General features: G+C 69.6%; 17 protein-coding genes. 13 read left to right on the top strand and 4 right to left on the bottom strand.

The window, feature by feature from the left end:
- Window positions 1-33: 33 nt before the first annotated feature.
- The 3 genes from ACZ4N4_RS17935 to sbnA are packed head-to-tail and all read left to right on the top strand — an operon-like array spanning window position 34 to window position 3,185.
- Window positions 34-1,038, top strand: coding sequence for a TauD/TfdA family dioxygenase (locus tag ACZ4N4_RS17935; protein WP_467589551.1), 1,005 nt, complete (start codon window positions 34-36; stop codon window positions 1,036-1,038).
- A complete protein-coding gene (gene sbnB, locus ACZ4N4_RS17930; protein ID WP_453567198.1) occupies window positions 1,035-2,105 on the top strand; it encodes a 2,3-diaminopropionate biosynthesis protein SbnB in 1,071 nt (356 codons plus the stop codon). The genes ACZ4N4_RS17935 and sbnB overlap by 4 nt, the downstream gene beginning before the upstream one ends.
- A 36-nt stretch (window positions 2,106-2,141) precedes the next feature.
- A complete protein-coding gene (sbnA, locus tag ACZ4N4_RS17925; protein WP_467589545.1) occupies window positions 2,142-3,185 on the top strand; it encodes a 2,3-diaminopropionate biosynthesis protein SbnA in 1,044 nt (347 codons plus the stop codon).
- Between the two features lie 117 nt (window positions 3,186-3,302).
- Here the strand turns inward: sbnA and ACZ4N4_RS17920 are convergent, their stop codons facing one another.
- Both ACZ4N4_RS17920 and ACZ4N4_RS17915 read right to left on the bottom strand, forming a co-directional pair.
- Window positions 3,303-4,043 carry a VOC family protein gene (locus tag ACZ4N4_RS17920; protein WP_467589542.1) on the bottom strand — a complete coding sequence of 247 codons (741 nt, stop codon included), beginning with the start codon at window positions 4,041-4,043 and terminating at the stop codon, window positions 3,303-3,305.
- 186 nt (window positions 4,044-4,229) lie between these two features.
- Window positions 4,230-5,204, bottom strand: coding sequence for a D-cysteine desulfhydrase family protein (locus tag ACZ4N4_RS17915; RefSeq protein ID WP_467589539.1), 975 nt, complete (start codon window positions 5,202-5,204; stop codon window positions 4,230-4,232).
- 430 nt (window positions 5,205-5,634) lie between these two features.
- On the opposite strand from ACZ4N4_RS17915, the gene ACZ4N4_RS17910 reads away from it, so the two are divergent.
- Window positions 5,635-6,105, top strand: a complete 471-nt coding sequence (locus tag ACZ4N4_RS17910; protein WP_467589536.1) for an SRPBCC family protein — start codon at window positions 5,635-5,637, stop codon at window positions 6,103-6,105.
- Complete coding sequence (locus tag ACZ4N4_RS17905) at window positions 6,098-7,687, top strand: phytoene desaturase family protein (RefSeq protein ID WP_467589533.1); 1,590 nt, start codon at window positions 6,098-6,100, stop codon at window positions 7,685-7,687. The genes ACZ4N4_RS17910 and ACZ4N4_RS17905 overlap by 8 nt, the downstream gene beginning before the upstream one ends.
- Window positions 7,688-7,762: 75 nt before the next feature.
- Here ACZ4N4_RS17905 and ACZ4N4_RS17900 read toward each other — a convergent pair whose 3' ends face one another.
- Together ACZ4N4_RS17900 and ACZ4N4_RS17895 are read right to left on the bottom strand one after the other, a co-directional pair.
- On the bottom strand, window positions 7,763-8,767 hold the full coding sequence (locus ACZ4N4_RS17900; RefSeq protein WP_467589530.1) for an SRPBCC family protein: 1,005 nt from the start codon (window positions 8,765-8,767) through the stop codon (window positions 7,763-7,765).
- A 3-nt stretch (window positions 8,768-8,770) separates the two neighbouring features.
- Window positions 8,771-9,685 (bottom strand): histone protein, encoded by a 915-nt coding sequence (locus ACZ4N4_RS17895; RefSeq protein ID WP_467589527.1) that lies wholly within the window; start codon window positions 9,683-9,685, stop codon window positions 8,771-8,773.
- A gap of 253 nt (window positions 9,686-9,938) precedes the next feature.
- Here ACZ4N4_RS17895 and ACZ4N4_RS17890 point away from each other — a divergent pair, with 253 nt between their 5' ends.
- The 8 genes from ACZ4N4_RS17890 to ACZ4N4_RS17855 are packed head-to-tail and all read left to right on the top strand — an operon-like array spanning window position 9,939 to window position 13,703.
- The gene (locus ACZ4N4_RS17890) at window positions 9,939-10,283 is read left to right on the top strand and encodes a gas vesicle protein GvpO (protein ID WP_450758296.1); all 345 of its coding nucleotides are present in this window, start codon (window positions 9,939-9,941) and stop codon (window positions 10,281-10,283) included.
- 28 nt (window positions 10,284-10,311) lie between these two features.
- Entirely contained in the window at window positions 10,312-10,800 is a 489-nt protein-coding gene (locus ACZ4N4_RS17885; RefSeq protein ID WP_467589524.1) for a gas vesicle structural protein GvpA, read from the top strand.
- Window positions 10,801-10,827: 27 nt separating this feature from the next.
- The gene (locus tag ACZ4N4_RS17880; protein WP_467589521.1) at window positions 10,828-11,541 is read left to right on the top strand and encodes a GvpL/GvpF family gas vesicle protein; all 714 of its coding nucleotides are present in this window, start codon (window positions 10,828-10,830) and stop codon (window positions 11,539-11,541) included.
- A 10-nt stretch (window positions 11,542-11,551) separates the two neighbouring features.
- On the top strand, window positions 11,552-11,794 hold the full coding sequence (locus tag ACZ4N4_RS17875; RefSeq protein ID WP_450758302.1) for a gas vesicle protein GvpG: 243 nt from the start codon (window positions 11,552-11,554) through the stop codon (window positions 11,792-11,794).
- A gap of 39 nt (window positions 11,795-11,833) precedes the next feature.
- Entirely contained in the window at window positions 11,834-12,241 is a 408-nt protein-coding gene (locus tag ACZ4N4_RS17870; protein ID WP_453567182.1) for a gas vesicle protein, read from the top strand.
- Window positions 12,234-13,064, top strand: coding sequence for a GvpL/GvpF family gas vesicle protein (locus ACZ4N4_RS17865; RefSeq protein WP_467589517.1), 831 nt, complete (start codon window positions 12,234-12,236; stop codon window positions 13,062-13,064). The genes ACZ4N4_RS17870 and ACZ4N4_RS17865 overlap by 8 nt, the downstream gene beginning before the upstream one ends.
- Window positions 13,061-13,303 carry a gas vesicle protein gene (locus ACZ4N4_RS17860; RefSeq protein WP_453567178.1) on the top strand — a complete coding sequence of 81 codons (243 nt, stop codon included), beginning with the start codon at window positions 13,061-13,063 and terminating at the stop codon, window positions 13,301-13,303. Before ACZ4N4_RS17865 ends, ACZ4N4_RS17860 begins: the two co-directional genes overlap by 4 nt.
- Window positions 13,293-13,703, top strand: coding sequence for a gas vesicle protein K (locus ACZ4N4_RS17855; protein WP_453567177.1), 411 nt, complete (start codon window positions 13,293-13,295; stop codon window positions 13,701-13,703). The genes ACZ4N4_RS17860 and ACZ4N4_RS17855 overlap by 11 nt, the downstream gene beginning before the upstream one ends.
- Window positions 13,704-13,744: the final 41 nt, after the last annotated feature.

Below are 13,744 nucleotides of genomic sequence, written 5' to 3'. Positions count from 1 at the left end.
ACACTCCAGGCGGTCGACCGAAAGGAACTCGAGATGCCGTTCTCATCCCTGGCATCACCACTCGACGTGGAGCTGCGGCCGGACAAACCGGCACTGCTGTGCGTCGATCCCCCCGACGACGCCCCCAAGTGGACGACCGAGCACCGCGAGGCGCTGCGCGCCCAGGTCACCGAGCACGGGGCGCTGGTCGTCCGCGGTCTCGGGCTGCGCGATGCGGGCCAGACCGGTGCCGTCTTCGGCCGGCTGGCCGGTGACCTCATGACGGAGCGGGAGGCCTTCGCGCCCCGTGAGGCCCACGGCCGGGGGCTCTACTCCTCCACGCCCTGGCCGGACAACCAGCCGATGTGCATGCACCACGAGCTGAGCTACCAGCAGCAGGTGCCCGGCCTGCTGCTGTTCGCCTGTCTCACCGCGCCCGAGCAGGGCGGGGCGACGGCGGTGGCCGACGCCGAAGAGGTGCTGCGGGCACTGCCCACCGGACTCACCGAACGGTTCGAGCGCGAGGGCTGGATCCTGACCCGCAGCTACAACGACGAGATCGGGGCGAGCCTCGCGGAGTCGTTCGGCACCGCCGACCGCGCCGAGATCGAGCACTACTGCCGCACGAACGGCATCAGTTGCACCTGGCAGGCCGACGGCACCTTGCGCACCGAGCAGCGCCGCGCCGCCGTCGTCCGGCACCCGCTCACGGGCCGGCGCTGCTGGTTCAACCAGATCGCCTTCCTCAACGAGTGGACGCTGGACCCGGAGGTACGCGAGTACCTCCTCGACGTCTACGGCCCCGAGGGGCTCCCGTTCAACACCCGCCACGGCGACGGCACCCCGATCGACGAGGACGTCGTCCGGCTCATCAACAGCACCTACGAGGCGCACACCAGGCGCGAACCCTGGCAGGCCGGTGACCTGCTGCTCGTGGACAACATCGGCAGCGCGCACAGCAGGGAGGCGTTCACCGGAGAGCGCCAGGTGCTGGTCGGCCTGGGCGAGCCCCTGCGGCCTGCCGACGACTGCCCGGCCCTGGAGGCGAGCGAGCGATGACCGACACCCTGTCGAACGCCACCCGGTCCACCGTGCCCGACGGGCCGGCCGTACCCACCTTCGCGGTGATCACCGGCGAACAGGTCAAGCAGGCGCTGAGCGGACGTGAGAAACCGCTCGTGGAGCTGGTCGAGACCGTCTACCGGCTGCACGACGCGGGCGACTCGGTCAACCCGCCGTCGTACTTCCTGCGCTTCGCCGACCGCCCCACCTCGCGGATCATCGCGCTGCCGGCCTCCCTCGGCGGCCCGGTCCACGTGGACGGCCTGAAGTGGATCTCCAGCTTCCCGGAGAACGTGAGCGCCGGGCTGCCGCGGGCCTCCGCGGTGCTCATCCTCAACGACCACGACACGGGCTACCCGTTCGCCTGCCTGGAGAGCTCGATCATCAGCGCCACCAGGACGGCCGCCTCCGCGGCGCTGGCCGCCGACTGGCTCAGCCGCAACCGGACCCGCCCCACCCGGGTCGGGTTCTTCGGAACGGGCCTGATCGCCCGTTACATCCACACCTTCCTGGCCGGCACGGGCTGGGACTTCGACGAGATCGGCGTACACGACGTGTCCGCCGACAGCGCGGCCGGTTTCCGCGGCTACCTGCGGGAGACCGGCACGGCCGCGCACATCACCGTCCACGACACCCCCGAGGACCTGGTCCGCGCCAGCGACCTGGTGGTCTTCGCCACCATCGCCGGCCGGCCGCACGTCACCGACCAGGCCCTGTTCAGCCACAACCCGCTGGTCCTGCACGTCTCCCTGCGCGACCTCGCCCCGGAGATCCTGCTGGGCGCGGCCAACTTCGTCGACGACGTCGAGCACTGTCTCAAGGCCGACACGTCGCCCCACCTGGCCGAACAGCTCAGCGGCAACCGGGACTTCCTGAACGGAACCCTCGGCGACGTCATGGCCGGACGGGCCGCGCCGCCGGCCGACCGAACGGTGATCTTCTCGCCCTTCGGACTCGGCGTCCTCGACCTCGCCGTCGGCAAGCACGTCTACGACGAGGTGTCCCGAGCGGGGAACCTGCGTCTCATCGATGACTTCTTCCACGAACTGCGTCGGTACGGCTGAGGCCGTGGTCCTCGGCCCGGCACCAGGAGGCCCGCCGTGCCTGTCATATCCGCTCCCCACGCCTTCAACGAGGGCGACCTCTTCGTCGATCTCGCGTCGATCTGCGGATACCCGCTCTACCTGAAGTGCGAGGCGTTCAACTTCGCCGGCTCCATCAAGCTGAAGGCCGCGAACGAGATGGTGGAGAGTGCCGAGCGGGACGGGATCCTGACAGCGGATTCCGTCCTCGTGGAGTCCTCCTCCGGAAACCTCGGCGTCGCGCTCAGCATGATCGCCGCAAGCAAGGGCTACCGGTTTCTGTGTGTGACGGACTCCCGGTGCAACCTGTCGACCAGGCTCCTCATGGAGGCGCTCGGCAGCGAGGTGCACATCGTGGCCGACCAGGACGCCAACGGCGGATTCCTGGGCAAGCGGATCGACTACGTCCGCTCGCTGTGCGCCTCCGACGACCGATACGTCTGGCTCAGCCAGTACACCAACGCCGGCAACTGGCTGGCCCACTACCGCACGACGGCTCCCGAGATCGCCCGCCGGTTCCCGCAACTGGACGTGCTGTTCGTCGGGGCCGGCACCACCGGAACCCTGATGGGCTGCGCGCGCTACTTCCGCGAGTGGCCCAGACCGGTGCGGATCGTCGCCGTGGACGCGGCCGGCTCGGTGGCGTTCGGCGGTGAGCCGGGCCGCCGGATGATCCCGGGCCTCGGCATGAGCATGCGGCCCCCACTGCTCGACGAGTCCCTCGTCGACGAGGTGATCAAGGTCGAGGAGCCGGACACCATCCGGATGTGCCATCGCATGGCCAGACACGGCTTCCTGTTCGGCGGCTCCACCGGAACCGTGGTCAGCGGCGCGACGGACTGGCTGTCCCGGCACGACACCGATGACCTCACCGCGGTGGCGGTCGCCCCCGACCTCGGGGAGCGCTACCTCGACACCATCTACCAGACCAACTGGCTCCAGGACCTGTACGGCGATCAGGTGCTCGACGCCGACGTCGCCGACGGCACCGTACAGACGAACACCCCGACCCGGGAACCCAAGTCCGCGTCACGTGCGCCGGCCCGCCGTCGCCGCACCTGAGCCGCGGCACCCAGCAGGACAGTCCCCCGGACGCCACCGCTTCGGCGGTGTCCGGGGGCCCGCTGGTCCCGCCGGAAGGTGTTCACGTCAGCGGCAGGCCTTCGAACTCCTCGTGGGTCAGGGCCGGGCGAGGACGCAGAACTCGTGACCCTCCGGGTCGGCCAGGCATACCCATGAGACGTCGCCCTGACCTAGGTCGAGGTCGGTGGCGCCGAGGGACCGCAGCCGGGTCACCTCCGCCTCCTGACCGTCACCCGGGTAGGGCACCAGGTCGAGATGGACGCGGTCCGGCACGGTCTTCGCGCCGGGCTTGCGGAGGAACTCGAGATACGGGCCGGTCCCCTGGGCGGAGCGCAACACCGCGTGATCGTCGGAAACCTCGCGCAGGGTCCAGTCCGTCGCCCCGGCCCAGAACCGGGCCATGGCCCGTGGGTCCGCGCAGTCGACCACCACCGCGGCGATCGGCCCGGTGTCCCGGTAGATCTCCCGGGGCTCCAGCACGCAGAACTCGTTGCCCTCGGGGTCGGCGAGGACCGTCCACGGCACGTCGCGCTGGCCCACGTCGGCGGGCGTCGCGCCGAGGGCCTGGAGGCGCGCGACCAACTCCGCCTGATGGGCGGCAGAGGTGGTGGCAAGGTCGAGGTGGGTACGGTTCTTTGTCGTCGTCTTGGGTTCCGGGACGGTGACGACGTCGATGCCGACGGTGATCGGGTCCAGCCAGTCGAATCCGGCGGGTTGAACGGCGGTCACGCCGGATCCCGCACCGGAAACACCCCAGCCGAGCGCCTGCGCCCAGAACCGGCCGACAACCGAGTCGTCAAGAGCCTTCATGTTCACCTGAACAAGGCGCAGCGTCATGCCGACGATCATAAGTGCGCCGCAACGACGTCCACGGATCCCCTCGCCAGGCGCCGTTGCCGCGCACCTCGTCCGTGAACGCCGCCAGGACCTCGGCGTTGAAGGTTCACCGGGCTTCGTCCGTACGGCCTGCCAGGACGTTCGGTCTGGACGCCCGACCCAGGGGCCACGGCGCCGGTACCCCGTCTATGCCGGGAACACCGGCAGGGCGGCGTCGAAGTGGTCAACTGCCTCGGTGTGGCCGAAGAGTCCGGCCAAGCCGCCGGTGTGCCAGAAAACGGTCGTCCGGCCAGGTGTGATGGTGCCGTCCCCGACCGCGGCCAGGAGTCCGGCCATGGCCCGCCCCGTGTAGACGGGATCGAGTGCGATGCCTTCGGTGCGGGCCACGAGTCGCAGCGCCGCGGCGGTGGACTCGGTGAGCCGGCCGTAGCCGGAACCGACCTGGTCCGACCGGATGCGGAGCCGGTCCCGCACCGCGGAACCGGTGAGTTCGCCGGCCATGGCGGCGACCGCCGCGGCCGGATCGTCCATCGCGCCGGTGTCGACACCCAGTACACGGTCGGCGCCCAGCGCGGCGACCAGGCCGGCCATGGTGCCTCCCGAGCCCAACGCGACGACCGCCAGGTCCACCGAGGGAACCTGGGAAAGCAGCTCCTTGCCGGCCTGCAGATAGCCCCGGGCACCCACGGCGCTGGACCCACCGAACGGGATCAGCTCCGGACGCGCCCCGCTGCGACGCAGTACCTCGACGACTTCCTCCGCGGCTGCGACAAGCTGTCGCAGGTCGGCGTCGCCTGCCCAGTGGACCTGAGCCCCGAAGAGGGCGTCCAGGGTCAGGTTTCCCGACCGTGACCCGCCGGGCCTGCCCGGAAAGACCAGCACCACATCGAGGCCGAGCTTCGCTCCGGCCGCCGCGGTCAGCCTTGCGTGATTGGACTGCGGAGCCCCCACCGTGACCAGGGTGTCCGCTCCGGCGGCCAGGGCCGCGCCGACCGTGTACTCGAGTTTGCGGACCTTGTTTCCGCCCGCCCCCAAACCGATCAGATCGTCTCGCTTGATCCATAGATCGGTCTCCCGCAGGCCGAGGGCGGCAGCCAGACGCGGAGCCCTCTCCAACGGCGTCGGCCAACTTGCGAGGGACGTGGGCGGGGCAGGGGTCACGCGAGTACCTCCAACGGGAGACTTCCAACCGATCACTCATCGTCAGTCGTCTTGCACCTCTTTGTCTACGGTCCTCCGGAGTCGTGCGGACCAGGTCCGCACGAGACGTGACGGTCGGCATCGGCCTCCGGTGGCAGCCCCATCCGGCCCTGGCCCAACCCACGCCGACCCCGGCGCCGGAAGAGCTGTCCAATGTCCTGCCCGGCCCCCCGGTAGGCGGCGCGCCGCCCTCCGGCGCGGTCCGTGTGAGATGCGAGGGCATTCGAGTACGCGCACCATGGCCGTGACACCGCATGGCGGATGAAGGCGTCGGCCGTGCCCGGGTGTTCCAGCCCTGCGCGAGCGCCGGTGCGAACGCGGGCCCGCACTCCCGCTGCCGCGTGACGCGGCTGTGTGAGACATCGTCCGTTCCCGCAGAAGGGGCACCTCCGTGGCCGTCCACCATCAGTTGATCCGGCGTCCCCCGCACGCGGTGTGGGCGGTGCTGGCCGATCCGACTCGTTACGAGGAGTGGGTGGTGGGCCCCACGGGGTCCGTGCCACTCGACCAGACCTGGCCCGCTGTCGGATCCAGGCTCCGCTACACCGTGCGGCTGGGTCCGTGGTCGGCCGACGGGGTGACGACGGTCCGCCACCAGGAATCCGGAAGTGAGCTGGAACTGGAGGCCTCTTTCAAGCCGCTGGGCACCGCGAGGATCTTCCTCCAGCTCAGGCCCTGGGGGGAGGAGGAAACCCTCGTCATCTGTGACGAGCACCCCCTGCGCGGCCTGGGAGGCACCCTCCACAACGCCGCGAGTGAAGCGCTGTTCCTGCTGCGGCACCGGGGCATGCTGGGCCGCCTGGCCAGGCTCGTGGAACAGGGTTCCGGCGAGCAGGGTCACGCCGGGGCCCGCCATGCCTGACGCGGTGGTGATCGGCGCCGGTCCCAATGGGCTGGTGGCGGCCAATGTGCTCGCGGACGCCGGGTGGAGCGTGGAAGTCCTGGAGGCACAGCAGGAGCCCGGAGGTGCCGTACGCAGCGATCGCGGTGTCCATCCCGACTACGTCTCCGATCTCTTCAGCGCCTTCTACCCGCTGGCCGCCGTGTCCCCGGTCCTCGCCCGCCTGGATCTCGCCGCGGAGGGACTGCGATGGAGTCACGCCCCACGCGTGCTGGCCCACCCGCTGCGGGACGGGAGATGTGCCGTGCTGGAGCGCCGGGTGCAGGAGACCGCAGCGGGGCTGGACGCGTTCGCGTCGGGCGACGGCGATGCCTGGCGGGACCTGTACGACGCCTGGAGGCGAGTCGGGCAGGACCTGGTGCAGGCCCTGTTCACGCCGTTCCCTCCAGTCCGCTCCGGGCTCCGGCTGGCGGCGAAGTTGCGGACCGCGGACGGACTGCGGCTGGCCCGGAACCTGGCCCTGCCGGTACGCCGCCTGGGCGACGAGGAGTTCCGGGGCGAGGCGGGACGGCTCCTGCTGGCCGGGAACGCCTTGCACGCCGACCTGGCCCCCGAGGCGGTGGGCAGCGGCGGATTCGGCTGGCTGATGTCGATGCTCGGACAGAGCCACGGCTTCCCGGTGCCCGTCGGCGGGGCGGGGGCCCTGACGGCGGCGCTCGTGAGCCGCCTGCAGCACCGCGGCGGCGTGCTGCGGTGCGGGGAGCGCGCCGTGTCCGTCGTCGTACGGGGCGGCAGGGCGGTGGGCGTCCGGACGGCCGGCGGTGAGACCGTCGGCGCGCGCCGCGCGGTGCTCGCGGACACCTCTGCGCAGGCCCTGTACCGGGAGCTCGTGGGGGAGGAGCACCTTCCCTCCCGCCTCCTGCGGGACCTGGAACGCTTCCAGTGGGACTTCGCGACCTTCAAGGTCGACTGGGCCTTGACCGGCCCGGTGCCGTGGACCGCCCCGCAGGCCTCCGGCGCCGGAACGGTCCACGTGGCCGACGGCATGGACAGCCTGACCCGGTTCGCCTCGCAGATCGCCATGGGACAGGTCCCGGACGAGCCGTTCGCCCTGCTCGGGCAGATGACCACGGCGGATCCCAGCCGCTCACCCGCCGGCACGGAGTCGGCGTGGGCCTACACCCATGTCCCGCAGCACATCGCCTCCGACGCCGGCCCCGACCGCATCACCGGCCGCTGGGACACCAGCGAAAAGGAAGCCATGGCGGACCGTGTCGAGGCCCAGGTGGAGCGGTTCGCGCCCGGCTTCCGTACCCGGATCCTCGCCCGCCGGATCCTGGCCCCCACCACCCTCCAGGCCATGGACGAGAACCTCCACAACGGCGCCATCAACAACGGCACCACCGCCCTGCACCAACAGGCCGTCTTCCGTCCCGTCCCCGGCACCGGCCGGCCCGAGACCCCGGTAAAGGGCCTCTACCTCGCCTCCGCGGCCGCCCACCCCGGCGGCGGAGTCCACGGAGCCCCCGGGGCGAACGCCGCCCGGGCGGCGCTACGGCCCTACGGACTGCACACCCTCCTTCACCGCGCCCAGCGGATCTGAACCCGCCGTGGAGCGCCGGCGGAGCAGAGCCCCGGGGCGGGTCGAGCCGAGGGGAATCGCCTGGCACAGGCCACGTCAGCGCCCGTTCTCCTCGGCCTCCTCGTCGTACTCCTCCTCCGGCTCCTCCTCGTCGTACTCCTCGTCCTCGTCTCCCTCTTCTTCTCCTTCTTCTCCTTCTTCGCCCTCTTCCTCTTCTCCCTCGGGGGCCTCCCCGTCCTCTTCGTCGTACTCCTCCTGGTCCTCGGTCTCTCCTTCCGCTTCCTCCTCTTCCAGCGCCTCCTCGTGGCTGCGGACCACCTCGCCGTCGCGGATCTCGCCGCGCCAGCCCTCGACCTCCTCGTCGGCGAACGTGACGTAGCGCTGGAAGTTCTTGAAGTCCAGCCGCAAACGGCGGCCTTGGGCGCGCCACAGGTTGCCGGTCTTCTCGAAGAGGCCCGACGGGTAGTACTCGACGACGAGCACGATGCGCGTCAGGTCGGGCGTGATTTCGTGGAAGCTGACACAGCCGTGGGTGGTGCCTTTCGCGCCCTCGGAGCTCCATACGATGCGCTCGTCCGGCACCTGCTCCTCAACCGATGCCTTCCAACCGCGGGTCGACGGACCGACCTTCACCTTCCAGGTGCTGGCGACCTCGTCGTTCTTGGACACACTGCGTACGCCTTTGGTGAAGCTGCTGAACTCCTCGTACTGGGTCCAGTAGTTGTACGCCGTGCGGATCGGGACACCCACGTCCAGCACCTCGATGATGTTCATGACCTTGGTGCTGCCGGCCTTGCCACTGCTCCCTCCGCCGAAAATGCCCTTGATCTTGCCCATCACGTTGTCCTTGACCCCCTTGGCCTTCTGACCCACGAACGCCTTCAGTGGGGAGTCGCCCTGGAGCATCCGACCGCCGACGCCGGCGAGTGTTCCGCCGTTCTCGGCGGCGTCGAGAAGGTGGTCGGTGACATCCCCCAACTTGTCCCCTGCCTTGTCGGCGAGATGTTCCACCTGAGCACCGAGGTAGTCGACGAGTTGCTCGCGCAGCAGGTCCAGACCCGAACTCTCTTCGTGGTCGGTGTCACGCACTTTGTCGGCCATGACCTACCTCCGCCGCGCGGTCGTCTTCTTGGCAGCGGTCTTCTTCGCCGGTGCCGTCTTCCTCGCCGGGGCCTTCTTCTCGGCCGTCCTCTTCGTCGCGGTCTTCTTGGCAGTGGGCCTCTTCGCAGGGGCCTTCTTGGCAGGAGGCGGAGACTTCTTCGCGGCCTTCTTCGCCGGTGCCGCCTTCTTGGCCGGGGGCCGGTGCGACGCGGTCTTCTTCGCCGGCGCCGCCTTCTTTTCAGGAGCGGCCTTCTTGGCGGCCGCCTTACGGGGAGCGGGTTGGTCGGCACGCTTCCTCGCCGCGGTTCCCGTGCGCCGACGGCGACGCTGCGGCGGTTCCTCCTCTTCCTCCTCCTCTTCCTCCTCCTCAGGTTCCTCCTCGGGCCCTTCTTCCTCCTCGGGCCCTTCCTCCTCCTCGGGTTCTTCCTCCAGTTCGTCCTCCGGCTCTTGCTCTTCCCCCTCCGGTTCCTCTTCCTCCTCTCCCTCTTCCTCCTCTCCCTCTTCCGCTTCTTCCTCGTCCTCGTAACGCCCCTCGCCCTCCTCCGGCTCTTCCTCGTCCTCCTCGTACTCGTCTTCGTCCTCGTCCTCTTCGTCCTCGTCCTTCTCCTGGCCAATGCGTTGCGTGCGCTCGCGGAGCGAGTCGGCGAGGTCGCTGAGGCGCCGATCGGCAGCGGCTGCCAGGGCTTTGCGGCCGGCGCCCAGCAGTTCGCCGCGCACCTGCTCGTTCAGCTCGGAGACCGCTGGAACATCACCGATCTTGCGGAGTCCGGTCGTCAGCAGCTGTTGAGGGTCGAGCCCAAAGCGGCGGCCGGCAAGGTAAGTTGCCATGGTGAAGGCAAGGCGTGCCTTCTTCGTGCGTCCGAGCACATAGCCCGCTGCGACGGCGGCGGCGAGGCCGACCTTGGTCGTGTCGTTCATGAGCCGGTTCCCTTCACAAAGGGCAGGTGGAAACGCCCGCGTCCGGACCAACGCCCCGGTCCCGAACCCGCGATGGAGAAAGCGGATCGCACGAGCACCGTGCCTCACTGCCCGCTGTGTCGCAGACACACCATGCAACCGGCGGGCAGGTCCCCGCGAAGTCATCCACGCTAGGGCGATATGTGTCCCTATATGATGAAATTATAGGGTTCGTGGATGGAATATGGCGCACGCTCCGACCACCGGAGAGATCATGGCCGCACCAGAACCCCGGAGGCGATCCAGCGGTCGGAGCCGCGGCTCCGACGGGGACAGCACGAGTGGTTCCCGCCGCTCCGGAAAGGGCGCCGCTTGGGCCATACGCTCCGCCGTCGGACAGCTCCAGGAGTTGCTCGGCCGTGCTCCCGAGTCCGTCTCGGCACTGAAGCCGACCGAGACCGGTTGGGAAGCCGACGTCGAGGTACTCGAATTGGAGCGTGTCCCCGAAACCACCAGCGTGATGGCCACCTATCGAGTGACGCTCGACGAGGAAGGCGATCTGGTGGGATACGAACGGAAGCGCCGCTACACGCGCGGCCAAATCGACCGGCGGGGCTGAGAAAGCACAGCCGGTGAAGGGAGGCACCATGACAGTGGTGCCGCAAAGTGGAGGCGGTGTCGCTCGCGGTGGCGGTGGCGGGACCAGCAGCCTCTACGACGTCCTGGAACTCATTCTTGACCGCGGACTTGTCATCGACGTGTTCGTCCGCGTGTCGCTGGTGGGGATCGAAATTCTGAAGATCGACGCTCGCATCGTCGTGGCCAGCGTCGACACCTATCTGCGTTTCGCCGAGGCGTGCAACCGTCTCGACCTCGAATCCGGGAGGAAGGCGCCCGCCCAGCTGACGGACATCGTCGGAGACACGGTCGAGAGCGGAGCCAAAGGCAAATCCAAGGGCGCTCTCTCCGGCGCGGCGGAAGCGGTAACCGATTCCCTCAAGGGGATCACCGGCCGTGACGACGCCGAGGAAGCCGAAGAAGAAGTGCCCGAGGAAGAGGACGAGGGCAAGGAAAGGCAACCCGTGGAGAGGCGACGGCGGCCGGTTCGGCGTACCTCCCGACGCGAGCGCGAATAAGGCTCGCCGCGCGAGAAGGAATGAGCCATGGCCGTATACATCTACTCCATCACCGGCAAGCAGCACCCGCTCCGCCTCGACGGTCTCAAGGGCGTCGGTGAACCCCCGGCGGGCTTGCGGACAGTGCCGGCCGGACCGCTGTGCGCCGTGGTCAGCGACGCGCCGGAGGATCTGCGCGCCAAGCGCCGCGACATCATGGCGCACCAGGAAGTCCAGGAGCGCCTCATGGCGGACGGCACGGTGCTCCCCATGCGGTTCGGCCTCATCGCCGAGAACGACGAGGCGGTCCTGGCGGCCCTGGAGCATAATGCCGCGGACTACGCGGACCGGCTCCAGGCACTGGAGGGGTGCAGCGAGTACCACCTCAAGGCGTCGCAGGACGAGGACGCGCTGCTGCGGCAGATCCTGCGGGAGTCGGACGTGGCACGAGAGCTCAATGACGAGATCCGCGGCGGCACCGCCGCCCCCGACGCGTCGCTGCGACTGGGGGAGCTGGTCACCCAGGAGGTACAGGCACGGCAGGAGGCGCTGGCGACAGGTGTGGTCGAAGCTCTGCGCCCCTTCGCTCGCACGCTTGATTCGTCCCAGCCGACAGGTTCGGACTTTCTCAACGTGTCGTTCCTGGTGACCGGGGACCAGGAAGAGGCGTTCCTCACCACGGAGTTGAGCGTCGCCCATCAGATGGGCGACGACTTCGACTTCCGGCTCAACGGCCCCCTGCCCCCCTACAGCTTCGTCTGAAGGAGTTCCCATGGGCCTGTTCACCCAGCTCGTCACCCTCCCGCTGGCCCCCGTGCGCGGTGTCGTATGGGTCGTGGAGCGGGTCCGGGAGGAAGCCGAGAACCAGTACTACGACCCCGCACCGGTGCACCGCGAACTCGCCGAACTCGAACGTCTCCTCGTCGCGGGAGACATCGACGAGGAGACGTTCGACCGGCGCGAGGACGAACTGCTCGACCGGCTGGAGGAGATCCGCGCCCATCGGCAGGGCTGACACTCCTGATCCGGCACGAGGGAATTCGAGGCCGCAACCGTGACTGAACCCCTGGCCAACAGGCTCGGTTCCTACCCGTCCCGAGCGGCGCAGCCCTACGGGCAGGGCTCCTCCGCCAATCTCGCCGACATCCTCGAACGGGTACTCGACAAGGGCATCGTCATCGCGGGCGACATACAGATCAACCTTCTCGACATCGAGCTGTTGACCATAAAACTGCGCCTCCTGGTCGCCTCCGTCGACAAGGCGAAGGAGATGGGCATCGACTGGTGGGAGCACGACCCCGCGCTCTCCTCCCGGGCCAGGGGTGATCGGTCACTGGCCGAGGAGAACCGCCGGTTGCGGGCCGAGATCGATGCTCTCCGCCAGGGCGACGCCCTGCCCATCGAGGAGGAAGCGCCCCGGCGCACCGGCGGCCGTCGCCGCGGAAGTGCTCGCGATGAGTGACCTGCTGACGTACGCGTACGCGGTGGTACGCGACATCGAGGGACTGCGGGAGGCGGCCTCGCCGCTCCGGGGCGTCGCCGACGCCCCGGTCAGCCTCGTCACCGGAGCCGGCGACGAGCAGCTGGCGCTGGTGGTGAGCCGGGTGCCCGCACAGGACTTCCAGGAACAGGCTCTCAAGCAGCATCTCGAGGACCTGGAATGGCTGGAGGCGGTGGCCCGCGCCCACCACGGCGTCATCGAGGCCCTGGCCGAGCGCACCACCGTCCTCCCCTTCCGCCTGGCGACCGTCTACCTCGACGACCAGCGGGCCCGGGAGGTACTGGAAGCAGGGCGGACCGTGTTCGCCGCGCGCCTGGCCCGGCTCTCCGAACATGTCGAATGGGGGGTCAAGATCTATGCCGAGCCGTCCGCGGTCCCCGCGGCCCCGGCCGTTCCCGCGGGGGACCTGACCCCCGGGCGCGCCTATCTGCGGAACCGCAGGCAGCAGCAGAGTGTGCGCGACACCGTGTACCAGGCGGCGCAGAAGGCCGCCGAGCGGGTGGAGACGGCAGGTCGCAAGCACGCCTCCGACCGGGTCCGGCACCGCGTACAACAGGGATTCCTCGCCGAAGCGGCCGGCAGCGCCGACGTCGTCGGCGAGAACGTCGTCAATGACGCGTACCTGGTGCCGCTGAACCGTTGCGACGACTTCCTGGCCGACGTGACGCACGCCGCCGACGGGCTGGACGGGGTACGGATCGAGGCCACCGGCCCCTGGGCTCCGTACTCCTTCGCCATGCCACCCGGTGAATCCGGCGGTGCCGCGGAGGGAGCACCCCCGTGATCACGCCCGACCGGCAACCCGAGACGGAGCGACTGCCCCAGCGGCAGGTCGCTCTCATCGACCTGCTCGACCGACTGCTGACCGGTGGCGTCGTCCTCACCGGTGACGTCGTGTTGTCCATCGCCGACATCGATCTGGTGCGGGTCTCTCTCCGTGCCCTGATCGTTTCCATCAGCGAGCAGAACCCCTCGCCGTGGCCGAGCACGAGCCCGCTGCAGGGTGGCGGCCATGACGGCTGAGGGTGAGAGCCGGCCGCCGTCCCGCGCCGACGAAGTCGCGGAGGCCGCCGCCCGCGCCTTCCGGCTGCTGCCCGCCGCCCCGCGCGACCTGGACCTTACGGCCGGCGAGGGCTCCCGTTCCCCGGCCCGGCGGATCAGCTCCGACCGCGACACCGTCGAACGGGACCTCCTCAAGCTCGTCCTCACCCTCGTGGAACTGCTGCGTCAGCTGATGGAACGACAGGCCCTGCACCGCGTCGACCAGGGAGACCTCACCGAGGACCAGGAAGAACGCCTGGGCGCCACCCTCCTGCTCCTGCACGACCGCATGAGCGACCTGTGCGCCGAGCACGGACTGACCATGGAGGACCTCAACCTCGACCTCGGGCCCCTGGGCACGCTGCTTCCGCCCTCCGACTGAATCGCGGTGACCGCCGTGGGCCGAGAACGAGCCGGCGCCCG

The organism is Streptomyces sp. NPDC026538, assembly GCF_055567535.1.
The sequence above is the reverse complement of the archived record's forward strand: the minus strand, read 5'-3'. Positions and strand labels throughout refer to the sequence as shown.

What these genes read in the sequence shown, in the direction of transcription:
- ACZ4N4_RS17855 (WP_453567177.1), top strand. Translation starts at nt 13,293, where the DNA reads ATGACGGCTGAGGGTGAGAGCCGGCCGCCGTCCCGCGCCGACGAAGTC.
- ACZ4N4_RS17895 (WP_467589527.1), bottom strand. Translation starts at nt 9,685, where the DNA reads ATGAACGACACGACCAAGGTCGGCCTCGCCGCCGCCGTCGCAGCGGGC.
- ACZ4N4_RS17865 (WP_467589517.1), top strand. Translation starts at nt 12,234, where the DNA reads ATGAGTGACCTGCTGACGTACGCGTACGCGGTGGTACGCGACATCGAG.
- ACZ4N4_RS17890 (WP_450758296.1), top strand. Translation starts at nt 9,939, where the DNA reads ATGGCCGCACCAGAACCCCGGAGGCGATCCAGCGGTCGGAGCCGCGGC.
- ACZ4N4_RS17880 (WP_467589521.1), top strand. Translation starts at nt 10,828, where the DNA reads ATGGCCGTATACATCTACTCCATCACCGGCAAGCAGCACCCGCTCCGC.
- ACZ4N4_RS17935 (WP_467589551.1), top strand. Translation starts at nt 34, where the DNA reads ATGCCGTTCTCATCCCTGGCATCACCACTCGACGTGGAGCTGCGGCCG.
- ACZ4N4_RS17905 (WP_467589533.1), top strand. Translation starts at nt 6,098, where the DNA reads ATGCCTGACGCGGTGGTGATCGGCGCCGGTCCCAATGGGCTGGTGGCG.
- ACZ4N4_RS17920 (WP_467589542.1), bottom strand. Translation starts at nt 4,043, where the DNA reads ATGACGCTGCGCCTTGTTCAGGTGAACATGAAGGCTCTTGACGACTCG.
- sbnB (WP_453567198.1), top strand. Translation starts at nt 1,035, where the DNA reads ATGACCGACACCCTGTCGAACGCCACCCGGTCCACCGTGCCCGACGGG.
- ACZ4N4_RS17900 (WP_467589530.1), bottom strand. Translation starts at nt 8,767, where the DNA reads ATGGCCGACAAAGTGCGTGACACCGACCACGAAGAGAGTTCGGGTCTG.
- ACZ4N4_RS17875 (WP_450758302.1), top strand. Translation starts at nt 11,552, where the DNA reads ATGGGCCTGTTCACCCAGCTCGTCACCCTCCCGCTGGCCCCCGTGCGC.
- ACZ4N4_RS17885 (WP_467589524.1), top strand. Translation starts at nt 10,312, where the DNA reads ATGACAGTGGTGCCGCAAAGTGGAGGCGGTGTCGCTCGCGGTGGCGGT.